The organism is Kitasatospora sp. NPDC057965 (assembly GCF_042887135.1).
GTDB lineage: Bacteria > Actinomycetota > Actinomycetes > Streptomycetales > Streptomycetaceae > Kitasatospora.
Genome location: NZ_JBHVPZ010000006.1, coordinates 99,518 through 124,043, shown reverse-complemented (window position 1 = coordinate 124,043; position 24,526 = coordinate 99,518). Strand labels below are relative to the sequence as shown.

Annotated in this window: 20 protein-coding genes; 11 read left to right on the top strand and 9 right to left on the bottom strand. The window is 74.0% G+C overall.

Features of this window, described 5'->3' with window-relative positions:
* A partial coding sequence (locus ACFVVU_RS09580; protein ID WP_387788968.1) for an FG-GAP-like repeat-containing protein occupies positions 1–1,549 on the bottom strand: 1,549 nt, incomplete at its 3' end.
* 616 nt (positions 1,550–2,165) lie between these two features.
* Between ACFVVU_RS09580 and ACFVVU_RS09575 the strand changes: the two genes are divergently transcribed.
* Entirely contained in the window at positions 2,166–3,056 is an 891-nt protein-coding gene (locus tag ACFVVU_RS09575) for a hypothetical protein (protein ID WP_387788967.1), read from the top strand.
* Positions 3,057–3,287: 231 nt separating this feature from the next.
* Positions 3,288–3,764, top strand: coding sequence for a DUF6924 domain-containing protein (locus ACFVVU_RS09570; RefSeq protein WP_387788966.1), 477 nt, complete (start codon positions 3,288–3,290; stop codon positions 3,762–3,764).
* Positions 3,765–4,316: 552 nt separating this feature from the next.
* Here ACFVVU_RS09570 and ACFVVU_RS09565 read toward each other — a convergent pair.
* Complete coding sequence (locus ACFVVU_RS09565; protein ID WP_387788965.1) at positions 4,317–5,531, bottom strand: SUKH-4 family immunity protein; 1,215 nt, start codon at positions 5,529–5,531, stop codon at positions 4,317–4,319.
* A gap of 200 nt (positions 5,532–5,731) precedes the next feature.
* Between ACFVVU_RS09565 and ACFVVU_RS09560 the strand changes: the two genes are divergently transcribed.
* The 3 genes from ACFVVU_RS09560 to ACFVVU_RS09550 all read left to right on the top strand — a co-directional run bounded on the left by ACFVVU_RS09560 (position 5,732) and on the right by ACFVVU_RS09550 (position 9,189).
* Positions 5,732–6,766, top strand: a complete 1,035-nt coding sequence (locus tag ACFVVU_RS09560) for a LacI family DNA-binding transcriptional regulator (protein ID WP_387788964.1) — start codon at positions 5,732–5,734, stop codon at positions 6,764–6,766.
* 165 nt (positions 6,767–6,931) lie between these two features.
* Positions 6,932–8,164: an AGE family epimerase/isomerase gene (locus tag ACFVVU_RS09555; RefSeq protein ID WP_387788963.1), complete on the top strand. Its 1,233-nt coding sequence runs from the start codon at positions 6,932–6,934 to the stop codon at positions 8,162–8,164.
* A gap of 41 nt (positions 8,165–8,205) precedes the next feature.
* Positions 8,206–9,189, top strand: coding sequence for a carbohydrate kinase (locus tag ACFVVU_RS09550; protein WP_387788962.1), 984 nt, complete (start codon positions 8,206–8,208; stop codon positions 9,187–9,189).
* Between the two features lie 112 nt (positions 9,190–9,301).
* Here the strand turns inward: ACFVVU_RS09550 and ACFVVU_RS09545 are convergent, their stop codons facing one another.
* On the bottom strand, positions 9,302–10,177 hold the full coding sequence (locus tag ACFVVU_RS09545) for a PhzF family phenazine biosynthesis protein (RefSeq protein ID WP_387788961.1): 876 nt from the start codon (positions 10,175–10,177) through the stop codon (positions 9,302–9,304).
* 258 nt (positions 10,178–10,435) lie between these two features.
* Complete coding sequence (locus tag ACFVVU_RS09540; RefSeq protein ID WP_387788960.1) at positions 10,436–11,626, bottom strand: alpha/beta hydrolase family protein; 1,191 nt, start codon at positions 11,624–11,626, stop codon at positions 10,436–10,438.
* Positions 11,627–11,793: 167 nt separating this feature from the next.
* On the opposite strand from ACFVVU_RS09540, the gene ACFVVU_RS09535 reads away from it, so the two are divergent.
* From ACFVVU_RS09535 to ACFVVU_RS09510, 6 genes are all read left to right on the top strand, one after another.
* A complete protein-coding gene (locus ACFVVU_RS09535) occupies positions 11,794–12,921 on the top strand; it encodes a sensor histidine kinase (protein WP_387788959.1) in 1,128 nt (375 codons plus the stop codon).
* On the top strand, positions 12,918–13,607 hold the full coding sequence (locus ACFVVU_RS09530; RefSeq protein ID WP_380683261.1) for a response regulator: 690 nt from the start codon (positions 12,918–12,920) through the stop codon (positions 13,605–13,607). The genes ACFVVU_RS09535 and ACFVVU_RS09530 overlap by 4 nt, the downstream gene beginning before the upstream one ends.
* A gap of 343 nt (positions 13,608–13,950) precedes the next feature.
* The gene (locus ACFVVU_RS09525; protein WP_387788958.1) at positions 13,951–14,454 is read left to right on the top strand and encodes a hypothetical protein; all 504 of its coding nucleotides are present in this window, start codon (positions 13,951–13,953) and stop codon (positions 14,452–14,454) included.
* A gap of 297 nt (positions 14,455–14,751) precedes the next feature.
* Complete coding sequence (locus tag ACFVVU_RS09520; RefSeq protein ID WP_387788956.1) at positions 14,752–15,405, top strand: SigE family RNA polymerase sigma factor; 654 nt, start codon at positions 14,752–14,754, stop codon at positions 15,403–15,405.
* Positions 15,402–16,106, top strand: coding sequence for a hypothetical protein (locus tag ACFVVU_RS09515; protein ID WP_387788955.1), 705 nt, complete (start codon positions 15,402–15,404; stop codon positions 16,104–16,106). Before ACFVVU_RS09520 ends, ACFVVU_RS09515 begins: the two co-directional genes overlap by 4 nt.
* A gap of 299 nt (positions 16,107–16,405) precedes the next feature.
* The gene (locus tag ACFVVU_RS09510; protein WP_387788953.1) at positions 16,406–17,524 is read left to right on the top strand and encodes an ArsR/SmtB family transcription factor; all 1,119 of its coding nucleotides are present in this window, start codon (positions 16,406–16,408) and stop codon (positions 17,522–17,524) included.
* 391 nt (positions 17,525–17,915) lie between these two features.
* Here ACFVVU_RS09510 and ACFVVU_RS09505 read toward each other — a convergent pair whose 3' ends face one another.
* The 5 genes from ACFVVU_RS09505 to ACFVVU_RS09485 all read right to left on the bottom strand — a co-directional run bounded on the left by ACFVVU_RS09505 (position 17,916) and on the right by ACFVVU_RS09485 (position 24,512).
* Complete coding sequence (locus ACFVVU_RS09505; protein ID WP_387788952.1) at positions 17,916–19,262, bottom strand: hypothetical protein; 1,347 nt, start codon at positions 19,260–19,262, stop codon at positions 17,916–17,918.
* Positions 19,252–21,450 (bottom strand): hypothetical protein, encoded by a 2,199-nt coding sequence (locus ACFVVU_RS09500; protein ID WP_387788951.1) that lies wholly within the window; start codon positions 21,448–21,450, stop codon positions 19,252–19,254. Before ACFVVU_RS09500 ends, ACFVVU_RS09505 begins: the two co-directional genes overlap by 11 nt.
* 295 nt (positions 21,451–21,745) lie before the next feature.
* Entirely contained in the window at positions 21,746–22,312 is a 567-nt protein-coding gene (locus ACFVVU_RS09495; protein ID WP_387788950.1) for a hypothetical protein, read from the bottom strand.
* Entirely contained in the window at positions 22,309–23,706 is a 1,398-nt protein-coding gene (locus ACFVVU_RS09490) for a hypothetical protein (RefSeq protein ID WP_387788949.1), read from the bottom strand. Before ACFVVU_RS09490 ends, ACFVVU_RS09495 begins: the two co-directional genes overlap by 4 nt.
* Positions 23,703–24,512 carry an ABC transporter ATP-binding protein gene (locus ACFVVU_RS09485; protein ID WP_387788947.1) on the bottom strand — a complete coding sequence of 270 codons (810 nt, stop codon included), beginning with the start codon at positions 24,510–24,512 and terminating at the stop codon, positions 23,703–23,705. The genes ACFVVU_RS09490 and ACFVVU_RS09485 overlap by 4 nt, the downstream gene beginning before the upstream one ends.
* Between the last annotated feature and the right edge of the window lie 14 nt (positions 24,513–24,526).

Below are 24,526 nucleotides of genomic sequence, written 5' to 3'. Positions count from 1 at the left end.
GTTTCCCATCACCCGTGTAGTCCGCGACGCCCGCGAACGTGAAGTCCTGCCAGCCGTAACCGATCTCGACGCCTGCGGCCAGGCGGCCCGTCCCACCGGTCCCGGGGTGGACGTAGAGGTTGCCGTTGCCGTTGTTGCGGGAGATGACGTCGGGTTTGCCGTCGCCGGTGTAGTCCGCGACGCCCGCGAACGTGACGTTGTTCCAGCCGGTTCCGATCTCGACGCGCGCCCGGCTGCTGTATCCGTCTCCGGCCCCGGGGAAGAGGTAGAGGCTGCCGCTCGCGTCGTCCCGGGCGATGGTGTCGGCGTATCCGTCGCCGTCGTAGTCGGCGATTCCCGCGAAGGTCCATCCGGCGCCGGGAACATAGGCGGGCGCCGGGGTGAGAACGTTGCCGCGGACGTAGGCGCCCAGGGAGTTGCCCGCCGCCACTCCGGCGTCGGCGTCCCAGCGGTAGTGCACGCCGAGGTAGATCCGGCTCAGGGCGTCCTCTTGGGCTGCGGCGGTGAAGGTGGTGAAGGTGCGGGTGGCTCCCACCGCTTGAGGGTCGTCGGTGCCGGCGGTGAAGGTGACCTGGTCGCCGAAGATGCCGCGCATCACCCCGGCCCAGGCCGCGCCGAAGGTGGCGTGTCCGGAGACGTAGGCGGGGAAGGGCGGGCTGAAGCGCTGGCCCGCCCGGTTGACGGACAGCGGCTGCCAGGCCGGGTCCGGGGTGATGGCCGGGTTGGTGCTCGGGTCGGCGAGCCGGATCGCGCTCTGTGGGCGCCACAGGTCGATGCTGGTCGCGTACTTGGCGTCCCAGGCGACGATCGAGGCGTCGGCCAGCGCCACCGCGACCAGCGCGAACAGCCTGGCGTTCTCCGTCTGGGTCAGCCCCTTCTGTTGGGCGACCGTCTGGGTGATGTCGAACAGCTGGCCGGGCGGCTTGTAGGTGCCGTCGACGTCGTTGGCCCAGAAGAACGCCTGTTTGGTCTGATCGGCGGTGCGGGTGGTGGAAGTGGCCGAGCCCAGGGACTTGACCTCGTTGACCTGCGCGGCATAGGCGGGGTCGGCCAGCAGCGCCGCGTAGGAGGCCGCCTGCGCGGGAGGCTGGGGACGGAACTGTGCGCCGGAGGTCATGGCGAACGGAGCGAGCCGGCCCCAGTTGGGGTTGACCGGGGCCGACTGCCCCGCGTCCGTCGGCCGCCAGGCGCCGGGCACGTTGTCCAGGGTGTAGGACGGGTCCCAGGCGGGTGTGGTGCTGGGCCGGTTCCCGACCGCGACCCGGGCCACCTCGCTTCCGACAGCGGCTCCCTGGTTGCGGGCCGTGACGGTGACGGAGGCCGGGATGGTGGCGCGTGCCGTGACGAGGGCCTGGTCGAAGTCGGCGGCGAAGTCGTGGCCGGGGTTGAAGCCGGGGAAGAGCCCGGTCAGGGTGTCGTGCGCGGCCTGGTCGATCGCCGCCTCGACCGAGGCGGTACCGGGAGCCGGCACCACGGTCAGGTACGGACGGAACCGGCGGTCGGCGGCGGGCGTGACGGAGTCCACCGCGTCCCAGATCGCCGTGTGCATCACGGCTCCCGCGTGCGCCAGAGGCCCGGGACCGGTATTGCGAGTCTGCCGGTATGCGTCGAGCAGGACCTTGTTCCAGAAGACGACATGATCGGTAGGCCCGGACACGGCCACCGCCTCTCCCGGCGGTACCAGTACGGCGGACCCCGCGATGGTCAGCACCGCGAATGCCGGGATGCTGATCCGGTGGCGTATTCGAACGTGTTTCATTTACCCCCCCTGGTCATGGAGATGTCATTCGCGCTGGAGAACGCACCTGGGCTCGGCCGGGAATGGTCGCTGGCTGAACCCGACTTCCGCGGCGCCCGCTTGATGGGGGCACAACTGAAGTCCGGACGCATGATTAGGGTGCGCACATGGCAGAAAGGCTAGCGGGGGCCTTCGGCCCGGACGAAATGATCGGATTCGACTTCCGCAAGTCTCTCGATTCCGTGGGCCCCGGAGGAAGCAGGAGCGGAATAGCCTGACGCGGCCTCCGGCCGAGCGCCGAACCGGCACAGCGGCACACCGGCAGACCCGCATCCCGTGGGTACACCACCACGGCCCGGCTCACCGGACTCTGCCCGGGCAGCCGGGCCGGCTACGTGCAGACCATCACCGGTCTACTCTTTGCTCCATGGACCTGGACCTGGAACTCGGCGCGCTGGCAGCCCAGGACGGTCTGCCCGCCTCCATGGTGTGGCGCCTTCTGCGGCACCCGGTGGCCCGGCGCCAGGCGGCACTGCTGCGCCGGGACCTGACGGGGGAGCAGATGGAGGAGATCATCGCCCTCGGTTCCGCGCGCTCGCTCGCCATGAACCGCTGGGTGCCGGCTCCGGTCAAGGCACGCCTGGCGCAACACCCGGAGCCGGTGATCCGCTGCGCGGTCGCCGCCAGTGCCACCGACGAGCCGCCCGGGCTGCTGGCCCGCCTGGCCGGCGATCCGGACCCCCTGGTGCGCTCGTTCCTGACGATGAACGAGCACCTGACGGTCGATCTGATGACCCGTCTTGCCGAGGACCCGGACCCCAGCGTGCGGGACTGGCTGCCCCAGCACTGCCGCAACGCCCCGCCGGCCGTGCGCCGGGCCCTGTTCACGGACCGCGAACCGGGCGTGCGCGGGGCCGCACTCGCCTTCTGGTCCCCTCCTCCTGACCTGCTGCCCACCCTCCTCGCCGATCCGCAGACCCGCGTCCGCGCCGCCAGGCACTCACCCCCGACCCCTGAACTGGCCCGCGACCCGGACCCCCGCGTACGCAGGGCCGTCGCCGCCCACCCCGACCTTCCCGAGGCCCTGCGCGACCTGCTCGCCCAGGACCCCGACATCCTGGTCCGCAACGAGATCGCCTGCCGCGCGGACACACCCCCCGCGCTGCGCGAACAGCTCACGGCCACCCTGACAACAGACGATCCGGTCGAATCCTTCCTGCTGGCACACCGCGGCCACACCTGTCGCCAACCGGCCCCCGCCCCACCCGCACTCACCCGGGAACAGGCAGAAGCCCTTCTCGCCAGAGCCGGCCTGTAGGCCGGCACCTGAACGGCCTGAAGGTCCTTCGGGAAGGGCCCGGCGAAGCCGCCCCGTTCAGCCGCATGCGGGACGGAACCTGGCCCTCCCACCCGGCCGTCCTCGCCGGCGGCACCGAGTTTTTCAAGTTCCAGGCCAGCCAGGACGAGTGTCAGCGCCGCAGGGGTAACTGACGCCCATGAAGCCGGTCGCGGCACGGATCCACCGATCGACACCGAGGGAAAAAGATCCATGCGAACGCTGCCCGCCGTCACCGGCCACGACGAGTTCGACGCCTTGGTCGTCCGGACCGACTACCAGGACGACGCGAGCTGGCAGGCGGTGGTGGCGGAACTGGCCAAGCCCTGGGGAGACCGGCACTACGAGCCGTGTGTCCACTTCGTCGACGACCCCGCCTGGGCGGACGCGACCGCCGACGAGGCGGTCGCGGCAGTCTGCTCCGACGAGAACCTGAGCGTCGTCTTCCTCGCGGACCGCACAACGATGCAGTCCGCCCACCACGCGCTCCTCGCGGTCACCACCATCCGGCGAGAGGACTGCGAGGACGACGAGGACTACGACCTGACGACCGAATACGGCCGCGAGTTCCGTACCCTCCCGGTGGGAGTCCATGACATCCACGCGAACCTGAGCATCGCCAACATGGGCTTCGAGGAATACGCCGCGGCCGCACACGACGACCCCGAGGGCCTCTATCGGTCCTTCTGACCAGCCCGCCCCGGGCGGCGAGCGGACCTCCCGCCCGGGACCGGCGTCGAACGACAGCGGCCGGGCCCTTCCGACCCACGCTTGTCCGGGACACGGTTCAGCGGGCCCGGAACCCACAAGCCATCGGTTCGCACCCGCGTCCCCCGCCAGACACTCCCCGGCGCCCGGCCGACACCTGAAGAAGTCACCCGACAGAGGCGGCTCCCGGAACCGCCGCCCGACTGGCTCCCCTGCATGCATCCCGCCGAAAGCACCCGGGAGCTTCAGCGGTAGTCGTTGAGCCAGTCGCCCGGGATCAGGTCGCGCATGCGGTCGAGGTCTTCAGGTGTCCGGGCCCGAGCCAGGTGCCCGCAGGCACACAGCGGGTCTGGCTCGGCAGCGAGGACGGACCCGGCTGGACCCTGCCGGTCTGAGCGGAGCGATCCCACCCTGGGAGCCGAGCGGCTGTCCCGGTCTCCGGCCCCGCCGGGCGACCACCCGATCCACGGGACACTGCCCGGTGCCACCACGGTGGGGCCGTCCAGCGCGCTCCGTGCCGGACGGCCGTGGTCGCTATTCGATCAGCTCTCCCATGTGGCAGTCGTCCGCGCGTGTCGGCCAGAACTGGTCCTCGGTGGCCCATGCCTGAGGGTCGAGGGCCCGCAGGACGGACCGCGCGACACCGTCGAGGAGGTCACGGGGCCGGAAGACGGCCCACGGTGACGCGGCGAGGCCGGTCGAGCGGCGGCGTTCGAAGCGCAGCCGCTCGAAGGTCCACAGGACGTGGAGCAGCGTGGCCAGGTCCCGGTGCAGGTAGGGGGCGGGCTGGTCCTCGTCGTGCCAGTCCGGCAGCTCGATCCGCCCGGTGGCGCCGTCGAGGGCGGCTTCGAGGTCGTACGTCCAGCCGCCGAGCGCGAGGTACTCGCCCTGACGCGGGCGGGCGGTCGACTCCTCCGCGTCGTCCGCGTAGATGTCGGGGAAGGACTGCGCCATGGTGACCAGCGGCCCTTCGGCGGCCACCGTCAGGGCGCCGCGGCTGGAGACCGGCAGTCCGACCTCGGTGAGCAGCTGCCGGGTCGGGGCGTGGACGAGCCGGTCGGGAAGTTCGTCGGGGAGGAAGCGGCGGACGGTTCCTGCGCCGGCGAGCTCCGCGAGGTCCTCGACCAGGTCCGGTCCGACGAGGTGCGGCGCCCCGTCCGCTGTCCGCGGCTCGGCGCCCCACGCGAGCGCGCGGATCCGCAAGGCGGTCTCCCAGTGGGCGGGCCGTCCGTCGGTGCGCCGCCAGAGGTCCGGGTCGGCCTCGCGGAGTTCCTGCAGTCCGAGCCGGACGGCGGCGTCGACGGTCGCGGGCCCGTACGGCGCCACGTCCTCGCCCGCGTCCCGTTCGTAGGCGCCCGTGGCGGCCAGCGAGACGGCCTCCACCGCCACGGCCAGGGCGACCAGGGCGCGCGGACTGCTGGCCAGCAGGTCGCGCCGGAGCGCACCGCTCTCGTCCGGGCAGGCCAGGTACACCGCACCGCTCGCACCGTCGAGCAGGACGGCGATGTCCTCGCCGGCCGCCGAGTACAGGGCTTCGCCCAGGACGAAGAGAGCCTCGCCGCCATCCGGCCCGGCCCGGACCCCTCCGGCGGCCGCTTCCGGCGGCCCGGCCGACGTGGCTCGCAGGTCCAGGTGGGCGTAGCACCACGACAGTTCGCCGGCTGCGAGCAATGTCCGGCTCGGTCCGTCGGTGAGCCCGACCGGCCACGTCCAGGAGCCACCGGGCTCCGCGCTCTCGTCGATTCCCACCGGTGTGCTCCCCGTGTCGTCGTGCCTCGTTCCGCGACAGTAGCCCGTGCCGCCGGCACTCCGGTCGGGTGGTGTTCTCCCGCGACGCGCCGGACCGGCCGATCGGGACGATTCCGGACCGTTTTGACAACGTTGTCCGAATACCGCTGCTGTCAGTAGGATCACAGGATGGACGAGACTCCAGAAGGGCGGTTGGAGTGATGCCGGACAGGGCGGAGCGGACGAGCTCCGGGATTCCCGCACGGCCGACCATGAAGGACGTGGCCGCTGCTGCGGGAGTGGGACTGAAGACGGTGTCACGCGTCGTCAACGGTGAGCCGGGCGTCAGCGAGGAGACCGCCGACCGGGTCGACGCCGCGATCAGGGAGTTGGGGTTCCGCCGCAACGACGGTGCCCGGCTCCTCCGTCAGGGCAGTCGCACCAGATCCGTGGGGCTGATCCTGGAAGACCTCGCCGACCCCTTCTACGCGCAGCTCAGCAGGGCGGTCGAGGAGGTGGCGCGCTCCCACGGGTCCCTGCTGTTCACCGGCTCGTCCGCCGAGGACCCGGCCCGCGAACGGGAGCTGACCCTCGACTTCTGCGCCCGTCGAGTGGACGGTCTGATCGTCGTACCGACCGCGGCCGACCACGGCTTCCTCGCCCCCGAACTGGCCGCGGGCACGGCCGTGGTCAGCATCGACCGGCCGATGAACGGCCTGACCGTGGACACCGTTCTGAGCGCCAACCGCCGCGGCGCGGCGGAAGGGGTGGGACACCTGATCCGGCAGGGCCACCGGCGGATCGGCTACCTCGGCGACGACCCGGCCATCTTCACCGCGGCCGAACGCCTCGCCGGCTACCGGCAGGCCATGGCGGAGGCCGGCCACGGGGTCGACGAGGCGTGGCTCGCGATGGGCCGACCGGAGCCAGTGGGCATCCACCTCGCCCTCGACCGCATGCTGTCCGGGCCCGAGGCCGTGACCGCGCTCATGTGCGGCAACAACCGGACCACGGTCGCCGTGCTCCGCAGCCTGGCCACCCGCCCGGGACGCACCGCCCTCGTCGGCTTCGACGACTTCGAACTCGCCGACATGCTCCCCGTGCCGGTGACGGTGGTGGCCCAGGACCCCATGCTGATGGGGCGGATGGCCGCGGAGCTGCTGTTTCGCCGCCTGCGCGGCGAACGGGCCCAGGCCCAGCGGCTGGAGATCCCCACCCGGCTGGTCCTGCGCGGCTCGGGCGAACTTCCCTGCTGAGCGCCCCGCCGCGCGCGGTGCCCTGCCCTCCCGGCGTCCTGACCTCCCGGCGTCCTGCCCGCCCGGCCTCCTTCCGCTGTTGACAGTCCGAGGGAAGGCGGGTGATGCTACGCACCGCGCTCTGACAACGTTGTCAATCCGCACCGAGCATGATCGAGGAGAACGATGTCCAGCGAGACCTCCAGCACCCCTCTGCCGGGCGACGACGCATGGCTCCGCGCCGAGCAGGCGAGGCTGCTCGGGTTCGCCCGCGGTGCACGGCTGCCCGACGGAGGCTTCGGCTGGCTGGACGACCGGGGAAGGGCACAGGAGGACGGCCCCGTCCACACGTGGATCACCTGCCGGATGACCCACGTGTTCGCCCTCGCCCACCTGCTCGGCGACCGGGACGCGGCCGGACTGGTCGACCACGGCATCGCCGCCCTGGCGACCCTGCTGCGCGACCGTGAACACGGAGGCTGGTACACGGGCGTGGACCGCGACGGCCGCCCGCTGACCACCGACAAGTCCGCCTACGCCCACGCCTTCGTCGTGCTGGCCGCCGCCGGCGCCACCGCCGCCGGGCGCCCTGGAGGCCGGGAGCTGCTGGCGGACGCACTCGGCGTCGTCGAGCGCCGTTTCTGGGACGAGGAGCGGGGCCGCCTGGTCGAGTCCTGGGACCTGCCCTGGCGCGTGTGCGAGCCCTACCGCGGCGCCAACAGCAACATGCACGCCGTCGAGGCGTTCCTCGCGGCCGGCGACGTCACGGGTGAGAGCATCTGGCACGAGCGGGCCCTGCGGATCGTGCGGCACATCGTCCACGAGCACGCCCGCGCCGCCGACTGGCGCGTGATCGAGCACTTCGACGCCGACTGGACCCCGCTGTACGAGTACAACGAGGACCGGCCCGACGACCCGTTCCGCCCGTACGGTGGCACCGTCGGTCACTGGTTCGAATGGGCACGGTTGATGCTCGGCCTGCGCGCGAGCCTGCCGAACCCTCCCGCCTGGCTGCTCGACGACGCCGAAGCGCTGTTCGCCGCCGGCGTCCGCGACGGTTGGCACGTGGACGGCCGGCCGGGGTTCGTCTACACCGTGGACTGGAAGGGCGCGCCGGCCGTGCGCGTCCGCATGCACTGGGTCGCCGCCGAGGCGATCGCCGCGGCCGCCGTCCTCCACCGGGTCACCGGCAGGGCCGAGTACGAGCACTGGTACCGCACGTGGTGGCGGTACGCCGAGGAGGCGTTCATCGACCGCGAGCGCGGCAGCTGGCACCACGAGCTGACCCCGTGGAACACGCCCGCCGCGACCGTCTGGCCCGGCAAGCCGGACGTCTACCACGCCGTGCAGGCCACCCTGATCCCCCGTCTCCCCGTGGAACCCGCGATGGCCGAGGCCCTGCGCCGGAACCCGATCTGACACCTCGCCGGACCGAAACCCCACCCCCCGGAGGACCGAACGTGATCACTGTCGTCGGCGAAGCCGTCATGGACCTGGTGAGGTCCGTCCACGGCGCCACCACCGCGCATCCGGGCGGCAGCCCGGCCAACGTCGCGGTCGGCCTCGGCCGCCTGGGCCACCCCGTAGCGCTGCTCACCCGGCTCGGGCAGGACGCCCACGGCGCGCAGCTCGCCGCCCACCTCGCGGGCAGTGGTGTCGCCCTCGTGGGGGGAGTGGTGGACGACCACCCCACCAGTACCGCGATCGCCCACACTGACGTCTCGGGTGGCGCGACCTACGAGTTCGCCATCACCTGGCACCTCGACGGTCCGGAGCCGGACGGCCTGCCGGCCCGGAGCGCGTGCCTGCACACCGGCTCGATCGCCGCCACGCTGGAGCCGGGTGCCGGCACGGTCCGTCGCCTCATGGAGCGCGCCCGCGGCCGCTGCACGGTCTCGTACGATCCCAACTGCCGCCCGTCGCTGATGGGACACCCCGAGGAGGCGCGGGCCCGGATCGAGTCACTCGTCGCGTCGGCCGACGTGGTCAAGGCCAGTGATGAGGACCTCGCCTGGCTCCACCCCGGTCGGGACGTCGTCGACGTGGCCCGCGAGTGGCTCGCCCTGGGCCCGGCCGTGGTCGTGGTCACCCGGGGTGGGACCGGCTCGGTGGGTCTGTGCCGGGAGGGGGCGGTCGCCCGGCCGGCAGTGCCCGTCGAGGTCACGGACACCGTGGGCGCGGGCGACGCCTTCATGGCCGGTCTGCTCGACGCCCTGTACCGTCGGGGGCTGCTCGGCGTGGACCATGCGGACCGCTTGCACGGCATCGATACCCGCGCCCTCGGCGAACTGCTGGACGAGGCGTCACTGGTGTCCGCCGTCACCTGCACCCGGCCGGGCGCGAATCCTCCGACCGCCGAGGAACTGGCCGCCTTCCGCGAGGGCCGCGGGCGCGCTGGTCAGGAGTCGCTGCCCCTGGCCGAGGGCGGTGGGGCCGTGATGTGACCTCCGCTCGGTTCGGTCCGCCCGCCGCACTCCGGATTCCCGTGCCGGGAGCTTCTTCACGAAGAACGCCGGCGGGTGACTGCCACCGGGTGGGTCGCCCGGGCGGCGGGACTCAGGCCCGGTCGGTCGTCTCGTCCAGCATGAGCCGCCCCCGGACCAAGGTGCGGACCGCGCCGCCGACGCTGGCGAGCAGGCCTCGATCGGCCTGCCCGCGGACCTCCACCCGCATTCTGGCAAAGCCGAGGTCGGGCGTGCCCTGGACGATCTCGAACGCCAGGGACTCCTCGGGCCGCCCCTCGTGCGCGAGCCATCCGGCCACGGCCAGCGCGGCCGAGCCGGTGGCCGGGTCCTCCGCGCACACCGGCTCGGGAACGAAGACCCGAGAACGAACTTCGGGCAACCGCGGAACGAACACCGCCACCCCGAAGACGTCGCCCAGTCCAGGGACCCGCTCGGCGAGCGCGGCGACCTCGAGCGGCAGGGCTTGTGCGGATCGAAGATCGGCGGCACTCACCGGGAGGCAGACGAACCCGAGCCCGGCCGATGCCAGTCGCACCGGCCCCGCGGCCGCATCCGAAGCAAGCCCCACTGCTTCGCACACGAGATCCGGCACGACGGGCGGCCCCACCCGGCAGGACCGTTCCTCCAGAACCGCGCTGTCCGCCCCCGGTCCCACCCGCGCGCGGACGATCCCGCTGCGCGTGCGCATCGCGACCCAGCCGGGCGTGGCCAGGCCCCGCTGCACCGCCACGGCGGCCGCTCCCACGAGCGGATGACCCGCGAAGCCCAACTCCACATAGGGAGTGAAGATCCGCACATCCACCTCCCCGTCGTCACCGCTGCGCAGGAAGACGGTCTCCGGCATGGCCAGGCGGGCAGCCAGACGCTGCATCAGCGCGTCGTCACACGTGGTGTCAAGCATGACGACGCCGAGCGGCCCTCCGGTCAGGGGCCCGGTTCCGAACACCTCGACCAGCTCAAACTCCATGCCCACTCCCACCAGATCCGTTCCGAGCCTCGGCGGCGTGGCTCGTCATTGCGGTTTCCTTCCGAACAACCCGGTTGTCATCGGCCGGGCCGCTGCCTGCCTGTCGTCGCCGGCCCCGGCGTCCGCACCCGCGGATCCGTGCCCGCATCGACGAACTCCATGAACTGGACTGTATGTCCAATCTGGACTAAGTGTCCAGCCGACCTCACCTGTCCCTCGCAAACGCCGCCCAGCCGGGCGGGACCGGCGCCGAGGCGTTCACCGGGCGTAGTCGACCTCGGGGAAGTCGGGGGAGGGGCCGTCGAGCAGCCGCCCCTGGCCGCGGAGGTGGAGGTCGAAGAAGGCTCGCGGGTAGGCGCGTTGGAACGCCTGTGCCCGGTGCCCGGGAATCGTCCCGACCTCTTCCTCCAGATCGGCCGGTGACCTGCCCAGGAGAGGGGCGATCAGCGGCAGGATCAGCACATCGTCGCCGAAGGACTGGTGCGCGGCTCCCCGTACGGTCAGATGCAGGCGCCAGCCGCGCAGACGCGACCAGAACGCGCGCAGGGCGGGGTTGCTCTCCATGCCGCCCTTGCCCGGGGTGTCCACGACCAGGAACGGGCGGTCGAGCCCGGCGTCCACCACCGGGCCCGCCGCGCCCCCGTCCAGGCTCACTCCTGCCGTGATCCGCTCGTCGGTGAGCATCGTCGCGGAGGTGGTGGCGCCGCCCAAGGAGTGGCCGAGCATCCCGACGCGCCGCAGGTCGAGCGCCCCGCGCAGCCCTGGGGGAAGCGGGGTGCGGCGGACACCGGGGTGGCCACCGGAGCGGAGGACGCCGAGCCGGTCCAGGACGAAGCGGATGTCAGCGGTACGGACCGCGAGGGCCTTGGCGTAGTCGCTGATCCCGCCCAGCGGATTCGTCTCGACGCGTCCACCGGGGAAGGCGACCGCCGCCGCGTCGTAGGTGTGGTCGACGGTGACCACCAGGAAGCCGTGACTGGCGAGGTCTTCCACGACACCGGTGCCGAACGACCGTGACGCGTCGGAGCCGGGAGAGTAGAGCACGACGGGCAGGGGACCCGGTGGGCCGCCGACGGGAGCGCCCTCGTGGCCGTGGGTGTCTCCCAGTCGTACCCCGCCGGGAGGCAGGCCGACGAGACTCAGGTACCGGTCGGCCGCCGCCGGAGGCATCCAGGGAACAGTGGGGCGGGCCGCGCGGTCGCGGGCGGGGTACCAGATGCTGATCATCAGCTCACGGAAGGGGCGGGAGGGCACCCAGGGGTCCGGCCGCGCGGTGTCGACCAGGTGCAGCGCGACCGTACCCAGCGGGTACGGTCCGTTCGGGGCGGGCAGCTGGAACCGCACGGGTTCCTCCCGCCTCGGTCGCGCGACGGCCACCGGCGCGAGCGGACCCGGGATCATGGCGGCGGCCAGTCCGGCGCACGAGGACAGCAGTGTTCTCCGATTCATGGCTCCACTGTTCCGTCCGATGAGCCCGGCGGCTTCGCTCCGGGGGAGGAACCCGGGGTCAGCCCAGGAGGGTATGACGGGCATCAGCCGCGCGGATGACTCAGCCCGCGAGATGACGTCCTCCGGGCTGACGGGCCCCGGGCCCCCGTTTGGATAGCGTGGCCGGCATGGGTGACGGGCAGTCACGGCCGCTGGTGGCCGGACGTCTGCGGGACGGACAGTGGCACGGTGTGGACACGGTCGCGGCCGTGCTCCTCGCCCTGGCGTTCGGCGCGAGCGAGACGCGGAGCGGCGGCTGGGGCGCGGGAGCCGTGGCGGCGGTGGTCTGGCTGCCGGTCGCGGTACGGCGTAGATGGTCCGTCCGGGTTCTGTACACGGTCCTGGCCGGAGCGGTCCTCGCCATGGCGTTCACCGGATGGGAGGAGTCCTGGATCCCCGTCGGGGCCGCCCTGTACACGGTGGCGGCGCGGGAACCGCGGCGCCGGTCCGCGACGGCGCTCGGCTGCTCGCTGGGCGCCGTCGCGGCGGCCATGGCCCTCGTACCGCGACCGGTCCCGGCCTCCGGGGTCGCGTGGGGCGTCGTCTTCGCGTCGTTGATGATGACCCTGCCCTGGCTGGTGGGCACCGCGCTGAGAGAGCAGCGGTCGTACGCGGAACTCGCCGCCCGGCAGGCCGTGACGGACGAGCGCCTGCGGATCGCCCGCGAGCTCCACGACGTGGTGGCCCATCATCTGACTGTCATCGCGGTACGGGCCGAGGTGGCTCGTGCGGTGGCCCCCACCAACCCGCAGGAGGCCGAGCGGACCCTCGCGCTGGTCGGGACGGCGGGCCGGACGGCGCTCACCGAGATGCGCCGCATGCTCGGCGTTCTGCGATCACCCGGTGACGGAGCCGAGTGGGGGTCCGCCCCCGGCCTGGCGGACCTGCCCGCGCTCGCGGACGGCGCGGGCCCGCGCGTGGAGCTGTCCGTCGACCCGGATCCACCGCTCCCCCCGGGTGTGGAACTGGCGGTCTACCGGATCGTTCAGGAAGCCCTCACCAATGTCGTCAGGCACGCGGGATCGGCGGACTGCCGGGTGAACCTGTCCCGGATCGGTCCCGAGGCGGTCGAGATCGAGGTCGTCAACGACGCGCCGTTCCGGCTCCCGGCCCGGCGTCCTGGCGGCGGGCACGGACTCATCGGGATGCGGGAGCGGGCGGCCATGTGCGGCGGGACCCTCTCCGCCGGCCCCCTGGCGACGGGCGGGTTCCGGGTGCATGCGCGGCTGCCCTGCGGATCGGAGACAGCACGGTGAACCAGCCGGTCCGGGTTCTCATCGCCGATGACCAGGCGCTGTTGCGGGCGGGCTTCCGCCTGCTCATCGAGAGCGTGCCGGACCTCACCGTCGCGGGCGAGGCCGACAGCGGCGAGCAGGCCGTCGAACTCGCCCTGCGGCTGCGGCCCGACGTCGTGCTGATGGACATCCGGATGCCGGGCACGGACGGTCTGGAGGCCACCCGGCGCATCTGCGCGGACCCGGACGCCGTCGGCACCCGTGTGCTGGTCCTCACCACGTTCGACCTGGACGAGTACGTGTACGCGGCACTCCGCGGCGGGGCCAGCGGATTCCTCCTGAAGGACATCCTCCCCGCCGACCTGCTGACAGCCTTGCGGGTGGTCGCCTCCGGCGACGCCCTGCTCGCGCCCGCGGTCACCCGCCGTCTGATCCGCGAGTTCGCCGGACGCCACGAGCCGCGCCCACGACTCGTCCGGGAGCTGGCGGGCGTGACGCCGCGGGAACGGGAAGTTCTCCGCCTGGTGGCCCGGGGACTGCCCAACTCCGTGATCGCCGAGCATCTGGGGCTGAGCATCGCGACCGTCAAGACACATGTCCGGCGGCTGCTGGCCAAGCTCCACGCCCATGACCGGGCCCAGATGGTCGTCATCGCCTATGAGACGGGCCTGGTCACCGCGGGTGGGAACCTCCCGCCCACAGGCTGACGCCGCACCGGCCGGGACGGTGGACCTGAAGGGGACCCCCGGGCGGTGCGTCGAGCACGGCGCGCCGCCGGAACGCGCCGAGGAACCTCACCGGCGCGCCGGTGAGAGCCGCGGGACCGGCTGGACCACGGACCCTCCGGGCGTAGGGGACCGGTCCCTGCTGACGCTCCCAGGAGCTGCGGAGCCGCGGCTCGGCAGGACCGCCGGACAGGACCACCCGAATGCCTCACCGGAGGAGCGGTCCGCGGGCGGGCGCGGACACTCGACGTGTGGCGGCCGAAACGACACGCGGACCAGGCACCCGCGGGCTGCCGACTCCCCTGTACCGGTAGGAGGTACGCGCATGTCCCTCAGGAATCTCGGCGGCGCCCTGATGCTGATCGCCGGCGCGCTCGTGCTGCAGACATCACCGGCCCAGGCGGTCGCCGAACGGATCCCGGCGAACTCCTGCCCGGCCAACGACCCCGCGAGGATCGTCTCGACGATCTACGAGGCCCTCCCCCCAGGCGCCGGCGCCGCCCGCCGGGTGTACCTGCGGTGCGGTGAGCACACGGGCCCGAACGCCGGCTACGGGCTTCGGCACATCGACGCGGGCCACGGACCCGGCCCCAACGTCGACATCAACGCCGCGCAGGTCACGCGCTGTGTCAGGGCGATCGCCGAACACTACCGGCCCGCCAACGAGGGCGGCCAGTGGGTGTACAGGACCGACCCGGCCAACGCCACACGGTGGCGGCTGGTCGTCGATCCCGTGCACAACGAGCGCGGCGTCGTGACCCTGTTCGCCGAGAACAACACCCAGAACGGGTACCGGGACTTCGGCCTCTGTCCCGCCGACGTGCAGTAGCCGCCGCTGCCCGCGGGCCGTCACCGGGAAGCCGGTGACGGCCCGCTCCGCTCGTTCTGCCCCCGGCCTCCCAGGTAGCCGTCTACGCTCAGCGCCGGCCGCCGGGGTCCCGTCCGCGGGGCCGGCCCCCTCTTCGCGTGCCGCGGTCCACCCGGCCCCGGCCCCGGCCCCGACCCCGACCACGACCCCGACCACGGTGACCCGGTGTCGACGTGCAACCTTTGCGGCGGCGCGGGGGTGAGTAGGGCGGAGCGACGGTCCGGTGGGGCCCTCGCGCGGACCGCGGAGAGGAATGGGATGACCACGAGTGCAATACCCGTACCGGTGGACGGCCGGTCCCGGCCGGCCGGCCAAGCGGACCCGGCCCCGGGGCCGGGGGCCGAACCGGTGGCCGCCGGCGGCGGCCCGGGGGTGCGGGAGCTCGGCTTCGAGGGGTTCGCCGCCACGCGGTGGCGGCGACTGGTACGCACCGCCTACCTGCTGACGGGTGACCATCACGACGCCGAGGACGTGGTGCAGGCGACCCTGGCGAAGGTGTTCCGGAGCTGGTCGCGGATCAGTGGCCTGGAAGAACCGGACGCCTATGTCCACCGCGCCCTGGTGAACACCAACCTGAGCCGCCACCGGCGCCGCCGGGTCAGGCAGCTACTCGTGCCCGTCCTCCCCGAGCGGGCGCACACCAGGGAGGTCGGCCACCGCGGCGTCGAGGAGCGCTCGGTGCTGCTCCAGGCGCTGGCGGAACTGCCGCCGCGCCAGCGTGCCGTCGTCGTCCTGCGCTACTGGGAGGACATGAGCGAGCACCAGGTCGCCGAGGTGCTCGGCTGCTCGGCCGGCAACGTGAAGAGCCAGGCCAGCCGGGGCCTGGCGAAACTGCGCGGCCACCCGGCGCTGGCGCTGTACGCGGCGGGGACCGGTTCGACGATCGAGGGCACGGACGGAGACGACAGGTGATGGACACCGAGGACGCGGTGCGTGGCGCGCTGCGGGAAGAGGCCGGCCGGCTCGCGGTGGGGGACTGGCCCCGCGGCACCGTGCAGGTCCACGTGCGACGCCAGCGCCGCAGCCGTCGCCTGGCGCTGGGGGTGGCGGCCACGGCGGCTGCACTCGTGGTGGTCGCCGGCACGGGAGCGGCCCTGTCCGCGCGGGACGTACCGCGTACCGTGGCACCGGCCTCGCAGCCGCTGACGGCGCCGGTGGGTCCGGCGCCGGAGCCGGTGGTCGTGGAGGCGGGTCAGCGGCTGCCGATGGGCCGTGACGACTGGTGGATGCAGCTGGGGGACCAGGAGGTCTGCATCCACGATCCCGTCGCGTACAAGGACGGTCAGGGGTGCGGCGGGTACTCGTGGGCGTCGGGCGAGGCCCAGATCACCATGCAGTACCTCGGGTCGTCCCCGGAGTACCGGGAGGGCCTGTACAACCTCGTGTACCAGGGGCCCGGGCGGGTGGCCGCGATGGCCATCGAGCTGGACGGCCAGGCGCACTGGGCCACCGTCGCCTCGCTCTCCGGCGACCCGGGTTTCGCCAGCGGCGTCTTCTGGGGGCCCGCGCTCAAGGGCTCCGGCGGCCCGGGCGGCTACCCGCCGGGGGGCATCCGGCTCGCCGCGTACGACGCGCAGGGGAGGGTGCTGGCGAGCAGGACGCTGTCGCCCTGAACCACCGTCGGCCGCGACGCGTCCTGGCCGGCGCCACGCCGTCGCACCCGCACCGGGGCGGCGTCGACCGTCGCCACCCCCACCGCCGCCCGGGTGCCCCGGGCGGCGGTGCCGCGCGCCCACCGGCCCCCGGTCTCCAGGTTCGGACACGCAATGTCCGTGCCGCGGAACGATCCGGTCAGAGCCGGGCAACGCCCCGCTCTTGCCGCGCCGTCCCCCCTACGGTGGTCGTAGGGGCGCAGAGGGGCGGGGCCGGGACGCCGCGGCACCCCTGCCGATGTTCGGTGGAAGGGGCGGAATTGCTGCGGATCCACTTCACCCACGACGACCTGACCAGGGTCCGGATCGCGCGGGCACCCGACCCGCTCGCCGAGTCGCTCCTGAGCCTGTCGCTGGTGCAGACCCGCGAGGCCGGCGGCGTGGCGTTGGAGGGGTGGCGCAGTCGGACCCGCAGGAGCATCCGCCCCGAACTGCGGGTGCTGTTCGACCTGGCTACGCCGGTCGGCGCGGTGGAGGCCGCGGAAGCGTTCCTGCACGCGGGCAGCCACACCCTGCCGGAGAGCCTGGAGCAGATCTGGTCACTGCCCGGCCGACGGTGGAGCGCCGACCTGCGCACCCTCAGCAGGATGCGCCCCCAAGCGGCCCGGTGGGTCTACGAACTGCACCGGGGCGAACGCGAGTGGCGTGAACTGGTCGACCGCCGGCTGCGCGAATACCACGCCTTCGCGGTCGCCCCGTACTGGTCGCAGCTCCTGGCCGCCGCGCACACCGACCGCGTCCGGCGGGCCACCCTCGCCGCCGACCGCGGCCTGGACGGACTGCTCGACAGTCTCCACCCCGCCATCCGGTGGCGGTCACCGGTGCTGACGCTGCCCTGCCCCGTCGACGCCGACCTGCGGCTGCGCGGCGCCGGCGTCATGCTCGTCCCCACCTTCTTCTGGCCCGAGCCGCTGGCCCTCACCGACAACCGAGGCCTCGACCATCCCCTCGTCCTGCACTACCCGCTCGCCCCCGACCTCACCACCTACCGCGCGATCTGGTCCTCGGCCGCCGCGGACGGGCCGGACGGCGCGCTCGTCGCCCTGCTCGGCACCACTCGCGCCCGTACCCTGCGAGCGGCGGCCGACCCGGCCGGCACCGCCGAACTCGCCCGCCGCACCGGCACCTCCGCCGCCACCGCCAGCCACCACGCCGGCGTCCTGCGTGCCGCAGGCCTGCTCACCACCGAACGCACCGGCCCCGGCGTCCGGCACGCCCTCACCCTCCTCGGCCAGGCCCTCCTCGACGACCGCACCCCCGATCGCCCGCAATCGCCCGCGCCACCACCCGCTCGCCGTGACCGCCCCGAGGCGCGCACGCCAGGCCGGGGCGACCACCGCCGTCAGGGGCAGCCGGGACACCTCCGTCCGGCCCCCTGAGACCCGGCGGCCGGAGGCTGCGGCCGGGCCGGACACGGCCGCGGCGCCGCTCGGGACGGTTCGCGCGGAGACAGGCGCAACGGCCCGGGGGCGCCGCCCGCCCGGTCCGGCGGGTAACAGGTACACGTCCGCTGTCCGCCGGGTCGTCGCGGCGCCCGGATCGTGGTGGAGCCGACGTCGATCACCCCGGCCGGGACATCGGGGTGGGACCCCCTGCTGCGCTTCGTGCCGCCACCGTACGCGCGGGACCCGGCCCGGTTCCTGAGCATCCGTACTCAGATCGGTGCCGCGGCCGGCCGCGAGCACCCGGTCGGGCAGGCCGGCGAGGAGCGGGAACGGCGGAGCGCCGGTTCCGTCGGGAACCGGCGCTCCGCCGGAGGACTTTCCGGGCTCAGTCCTCCGACTGCCGCCGCGCGCGGCTGAACTCGCCGGTGCCGACCCGGGCGGCGAGGGTGTCGTCGGGGCCGGAGAGCAGCGAGCCGTAGCCGGTGGCGGCCCAGAGGCTGCGGTCGGCGGGCAGCTCGAAGTAGGGGACGGTGCGTCCCTGGTCGCGGACGGCGAGCACCTGGGGTGCGCGGCGGGCGCGCAGGGACTGGGCGCAGTCCTCGCAGACGGCGACGTCGACGCGTTCCCGGCGGCCGAGCGGGCGCCAGGTGGTGCGGCCGACGGCGATGCCGTGCCGGGGGTCGAAGAAGCACAGCGGGAGCCGCGGTCCGGCCGCGAGCGCGGAGCGTCCTTCGGCGGCCAGGGCGAGCACGCCGGCCAGGTCGGGGATGCCGCGGGCGGCGTCCAGGACCCGGCCGGCCGCGTCGTAGGCGTCCAGGGCGCGGCCCAGCCCGGGGGTGGTGGCCCCGTCGGCGCCGTTCACGGCCTCGCCGAGGGCGAGCACCTCGGCGGCGGCCTGCCGGCGCAGTCCCGCCTCGTCGGCGGCCCGGTCGGCGGCGAAGACGGCGTCGGGGAAGGTGAAGGCGGTGTGCCGGGGCGAGCGGCGGCGGCGCAGCACCAGGAAGGTGGTGCCGGCGGCGGTGAGAACCAGCGCCGCGGCGACCGCGAGCACGGTCCCCGAGCCCCCGGAGGAAGAGTCGGCGGCCTTCTCCTTCACCTTGGGGCGGGCCGAGTACTCGCGGTCGGCCCGTGCGGCCTCGGCCTTGTAGACCTCGGTGCCCCGGCCGGTCCGGATCAGTTCGACGGCCCGGCCGACGCGGGCGGCCAGTCCGGCGTCCTTGAGTTCCTTGAGCATGCCCACGGCCATGGCCGCGTCGCGGGTCTGGTGGGTGTCGTTCGGCCACTCGGTGCCCTGGAGCCAGCTCAGGTACTCGTCGTTGGTGAGCAGGATCAGCTGCGGTTGGCCGAGGCGCTCCTGGACCACCGCGGCCAGGGACTTGGCGCTGCCGTCGAACGCGTCGCCCTTCTTCAGCGGCACCAGCACCACCTTGATCGGCAGCCCGGTCGCGGCGATCTGGTCGGCGAGTTCGCGCTGTTGTGAGGCGTTGACGGCCGCCGCGAAGGACGGGTCGACGTAGACAGGGGTGGTGGCCAGCGCCTCGACGATCGTCGTGGCGGTCGGTCCGGGGCCCGCGCCGTCCGCGTGGGCGGTGGCACCGGTGCCGAGCAGCACCGTGCAGGCCGTCAGCAGCGCGGTGAACAGCCTTCCGAGCAGGCGCCGGCCGGGGCGGCGGGCTGTCGGGCGGGCGGTCCGGCGGGTGGTCGGGCAGGTGGTCGGGCGGTCACTGGACACTGGCGGACTCCCTGGCCCTGAGGATGAGTGCTTCGAGCCCTTCGCGGGCGGCCGGCAGGATCTGCCCGGCCTCGTCCCAGGCGCTCCGGGTGCGGTCGTCCGCCCCGGGCAGGCGCAGCAGCCGGTCGCGGGCCCGGTCCGCACGGGTGGCCCGGTCGGCGAGCGAGGAGCCGCGCGAGGTGCCGGCGCCGCCGCCGTGGAGGGCGTCGCGGCAGGTGGGGCACAACTGCGCGGACCGGGGGCCGATGCCGAGTTCGGCGAACCAGGACGGCACCCGGCCGCCGGTGGCCTCGCCGTGCAGCGGGTTGAGCCGGCAGACGGTGGGGTGGAGCCGGCCGCGCAGAGCGGCGAGCCCGGCCTGGGCGAGCACCACGACGGCGGCCAGGTCGCCCGCCTCGGCCGACTCGTCGGGGCGCTGCCCGCTGCTGTCGGCGAGGAGTTCGGCGGCGTCGAGGCAGTCCCAGGCGCGGGTGCGGCCGGGTGCGTCCTGGTCGGCGGCGGCGAGTCGCGCGGCGAGTTCGCGGGCGTCCTCGCCGGCCCAGGCACGGAGTTGCCGCAGGGACGGCCGCGGGGTGGTGTGCCGGGGCTCGGCGTGCTGCGGCGAGGGGCCGGCCGGGCGGGCGCGCCGGGAGCCGCTCACGGCCCGGGCGGTGGCGAGGGCCGCCCAGGACAGCAACAGCAGGACGCCGAGCAGCATCGCGCCGAGCCCGAAGCCGGCCCCGAAGTCGTTGCTGAACAGGGCGGGCAGCCGGTTGTCGTGCAGCGGGGGCAGCGTGGTGCGGCGTTGCGCGGGATCGTGGCCCGGCTTCGGCTCGGCGGCGGCGACGGCGTCCAGCACCTGGTCCAGCCGCGGTACCACGTTCAGACCGTTGGTTTCCCCGTACGCGTACCTGACCTCGGTCGGCACGCGTGCGAACCGGCGCAGGGTGTCCAGGTCGGTGCCGTAGCTGTCGAGGTCGATCACGCCGGTCAGCGGGTCGACGAGGAGGTAGACGCCGTTGCGGCCGGTGCGTTCGTGGATCCGGGCGAGCAGCAGGTCGGCGTTGTGTCCGGTCTCGTCGTCGCTGTCGGTGGGGGTGACCACGATGTGCACCGGGCCCTTGGGGGCGAGGTCGGTGAGCCGCTGCCGGATCGCGGGCAGGTCGGCGGAGCTCAGCGCGTCGGGGCCGGACGGGTCCTGGTAGATCGGGCCGGCCGCGAGCCCGGCGGCGATCTCGTCGACGCGGGCTTCCAGATCGGCCTGGGTGACGTTGAGGTCGGGGCTGTCGACGACCTGGGGGAAGGCGGTGGGCGCGAAGTGCACCACGCCGAACACGGTGGCGGCCGCCGCCAGCAGGGTCACCGGCAGCAGGCCGCGGCGGCGCCGCGCGGCGCCCGGACCTCGGGCACCGCGTGGCGCCGCGGGCTCCTTCGTCAGGCTGACGGCGGTCGCCCTGACGGAACCGGGGCCGGAGCCGGGGTCGGAACCGGGTCCGGGGCCGGAGGCGCGGGGCCGACGGCGGGAGAGGTACAGGCCGAGGGCCAGCACCAGGCCGGGGAACACCACCACGGCCAGCCCGAGCAGCAGGTTCTGGTTCTGCCGGTCGGTGGAGCTGATGTACAGGCGACGCCGGTCGCTGTCGTGGTACCGGTCGTACAGTTCCTGGGCCTTGGCGGCGGCCGGGTCCTTGCCGGAGGCGACGGCGTCGACGAAGTTCTTGAACGCGGCGAGCGGCTCGGCGCCGTACGGCGTGCCGTACAGGGAGATCCGGCGGGCGTCGTCGATCGGCACGTCGACGCCGAACGCGGACGCGGTGATGTGGCCGTAGCCGGCGATCAGCACGTAGAGGCCGTCCGCGCCGAGCCGGTCGTGCACCAGGGCGAGCAGCGCGGCGTCGCCGTCCGGCAGCGCCAGCACGTAGGTGGGTACGCCGGTGCGCTCGGCGACGGCGGCGATCTCCGGGGCGAGCGAGCGCGGCAGCCTGCGCGGCAGGGCGGCCGAGACGTAGACCGGGTTCTTGCGCAGTTCCTCGGCCAGGCGCTCGGAGCGGCTTGTCCCGCCGGTGAGTTGACCGGTCGGCGCGGTGGCGGCGCTCGCCGCGGACGGTGCCGTGGGGCTCGGTGCGGTGCTGGGGTCGGCCGCGACGGCCGTTCCGGCGCTGCCGAGCAGGATGAGCGCCGCGAGCGCCGTGCCCGCCCGGGCCCCCAAGGTTCCGGTCCGTCTCCGTATCCGCGTCGGTGTCCGCATCGGCGCCCCTCCTGGTGGTTCGGCCGATCACTGTACCCGTGCCCGGTTCCGGCAAGGTCGACTTCGAGCGCCCCTGCCGGCGCCGCCCCGGCCTCGGCATCGACGGCGCGGGCCTCGCCGTCGACCTGGTCATCGCCCCGACCTGTCGCACGCGACAAGGCCCTTCGGGTGCGTCGGGGTGCCGACACCGGGCCGCGAGTGGCGAGGCCGCCGCGGGCACGTCGGGTCCCGCCCACGGGGTGGGCGGGACCCGACGTCAGCGACGGGGCCCCGTCACGGAGTACACCAGGGTGCCGGTCGTGAACAGGGCCCAGGCGACCGCGGCGGACGTCGTCGTACCGGGCGGGAAGACCATCCACTTCAGCACCTGCCCCACGGTGCCGCCCGGGGTGGGGACGACGACGGTGAGCGCGAGCCAGCCGGTCGGCAGGGTCCAGGCGAATGCCGCCCCGAACAGCGCTGCCCCGAGCGCGGCCAAGCCGACAAGGCCCGCGCTGTCGCGGACGACGACCGCGCCGGGGGCGACTTCCACGCCCACCGTCCGGACGCTCAGCAGGGCCAGGCCGGCGACCGTGCCGATCACCAGGACGTGCGCCGCCCGGCGGCGCATCCAGCGGATCGCGGCCGTCCGCTCCAGCGTCACATCCGGCCCGCCGAGCCCGACCGAGGCCGCCGCCACGTGCGCGGCGAGAACGAGGGCCGCCGTCTGCGGGTCGGCCGGACCGGGCTCGACGAGGGCCCACACCACCAGCGTGACGAGCGCGACCGCGGCGGCCGTACCGGGGACCTGCCGGGAACGGGCGTAGAGGCTCAGCCACCTCATCGGGACGCCTTCCCCTGGAGGAGCAGGAGCGGGTCGCCCGGCGCGCAGGAGAAGGCGTGGGCGCGCAGCTCGCCGATCCGGGAGCGCTGTTCGTCCGGTGGCGCCGCGGTCAGCTTCTGCCAGGCCGTGTCGGCGTCGGCCCAGGTCCGCTGCTCGTACGCGCCGGTGCCCTTCGCGACCAGCGGTCGGAGCTGCGGGTCGTGGAGGGCCCAGCTCACGGCGATGCTCTGCACGGCGACGTCGCTGCTGCCCGCGCCCTCCCGGTCGTTGTTCGCGTGGCAACTCGGCGCCAGCCCCTGCGAGATCAGGGCGCGGGTCAGTGCCTCGCCCTCGGCATCGGTGAAGAGCCGCTCGTCGAAGTCGACCAGCACCACGTCGTCGGAGAGTTCGCGGACGTCGCCGAGCGCGCGCAGCCCGTTGTCCTCCCGTACGGTGTGCGGTGCCCGGTCGCCGAGGAGGCCGCGCAGCACGCTCAGCGCTTCGGTGCCGCGCGCCGCGAGCTCGTCCAGGCGGTCGCGGTTGGCGCGTGTCACGCAGACCGGTCCCTCGCAGACCAGGGCGGCGGCGGCCTTGTCGACGACGTAGCTGTCGCGCGCCTCGGCCGGGAGGACCGGCAGTGCGAGGGCCGCGCCGGCCAGGGCGGGGACCACCGCGAGCAGCCGGGCCCGCCGGGTCGTGGCCGACAGCAGCGCGAAGCCGGTGCCGAGCAGGCCGAGCAGCCAGAGCGTCTGCCCGAGGTGCACGGGGCCGGACAGGGTCAGCAGCATCTCCCGCGGGTCGGGAACCACCGGGGAGAGCAGGGTGAGCCGGTTCGGCGCGCTGCCCGAGGGCACCAGATCCTCCGTCCTCGGCCGCAGGAGGTTCGTCAGGGCGAGGACGCCCACCATCAGCGCGGGCGGGGTGAGCACGTGGGGCAGCGTCCTCGCGACGCCCATCCCGAACACGGCCCCCGCGACCAGGGCCAGCAGCGCCACCAGCGAGATCGGCAGCCAGCCCGGCGGTGCGTAGTCGGTCGGGCCGAGGGCCACCTGGACTCCGCCGACGAGGACCAGCAGACCGAAGCCCGCCGCCGTCGCGAGCGCCGTCGCGCCGGCCGGCAGCGCCGCGCGGCGCCAGGCCGGCAGCGGTGTGGTCACCAGCAGTTCGGTCATCCGCGACCGGGATTCGCGCAGCCCGTACACGGCGCCGGTGCCCACCACCAGCGGCAGCCAGAAAGCCAGCAGGTAGCGGGTCCACATGGCCATGGTGGTCCACTGGGCCGTCCATCCGGCGGTGCCGTTCCACCAGATCCCGTCGATCAGGAGGAAGACGGCCAGGCTGCCGGCCAGGACGGTGATGCCGGGCCAGGCGGCGGCGGAGCGCCTCAGTTCGGTGCGCAGGACTCGTGCGTTCACCAGATGCCTCCCGGGCGGCCGGAGTCGCGGAGCAGGGCCGAGTAGCCGCGCTCCAGGGGGCTGTCGCCGGGGTGGTCGGGGCTCCCCGCCGCCGCCAGGTCGTCCGGCGTGCCCTGGAAGACGAGCCGGCCGTCGGCGAGGAGCACCACGTCGGTGCAGGCGGCCGCGACGTCCTCGACCAGGTGGGTGGAGACGACCACGCAGGTGTCCCGGCCGAGTTCCTGCAGCAGTTCGCGGAAGCGCAGTCGCTGGGCCGGGTCCAGACCGGCCGTCGGCTCGTCCAGCAGCAGCACCGCGGGGTCGTTGACGATGGCCTGGGCGATGCCGGCGCGTCGCACCATGCCGCCGGACAGGGTCTTCATCCGGTGGTCGGCGCGGTCCGCGAGGCCCACCCGTTCCACCGCCCGCTGGACGGCCGCGGGGACCTCCGCCCTCGGCATCTCCTTCAGCCAGGCCATGTACTCGACGAACTCGCGCACCGTGAAGCGCTTGTAGTAGCCGAACTCCTGCGGCAGGTAGCCGATCCGGCGCCGCAGGGCCCGGTGCTCGCCCAGCTCGCCCACGGCGGTGCCGAGCAGTTCCAGTTCGCCCTCGGTGGGGCGCAGGACGGTGGCCAGCGTCCGGATCAGGGTGGTCTTGCCGGCGCCGTTGGGCCCCAGGAGTCCATGGGTGCCGGTGCCGAGGGCGAGGTCGAGCCCGTCGACGGCCGTCTTCCTCCGTCCGACGCGGACCTTGAGTCCGGCGGCCCGGATCTCCCAGGCGTAGGTCTTGGGCGCGGTGTCGGCCGCGCTCGTCACGGGTGTCATGCGGTCCCTTTCGG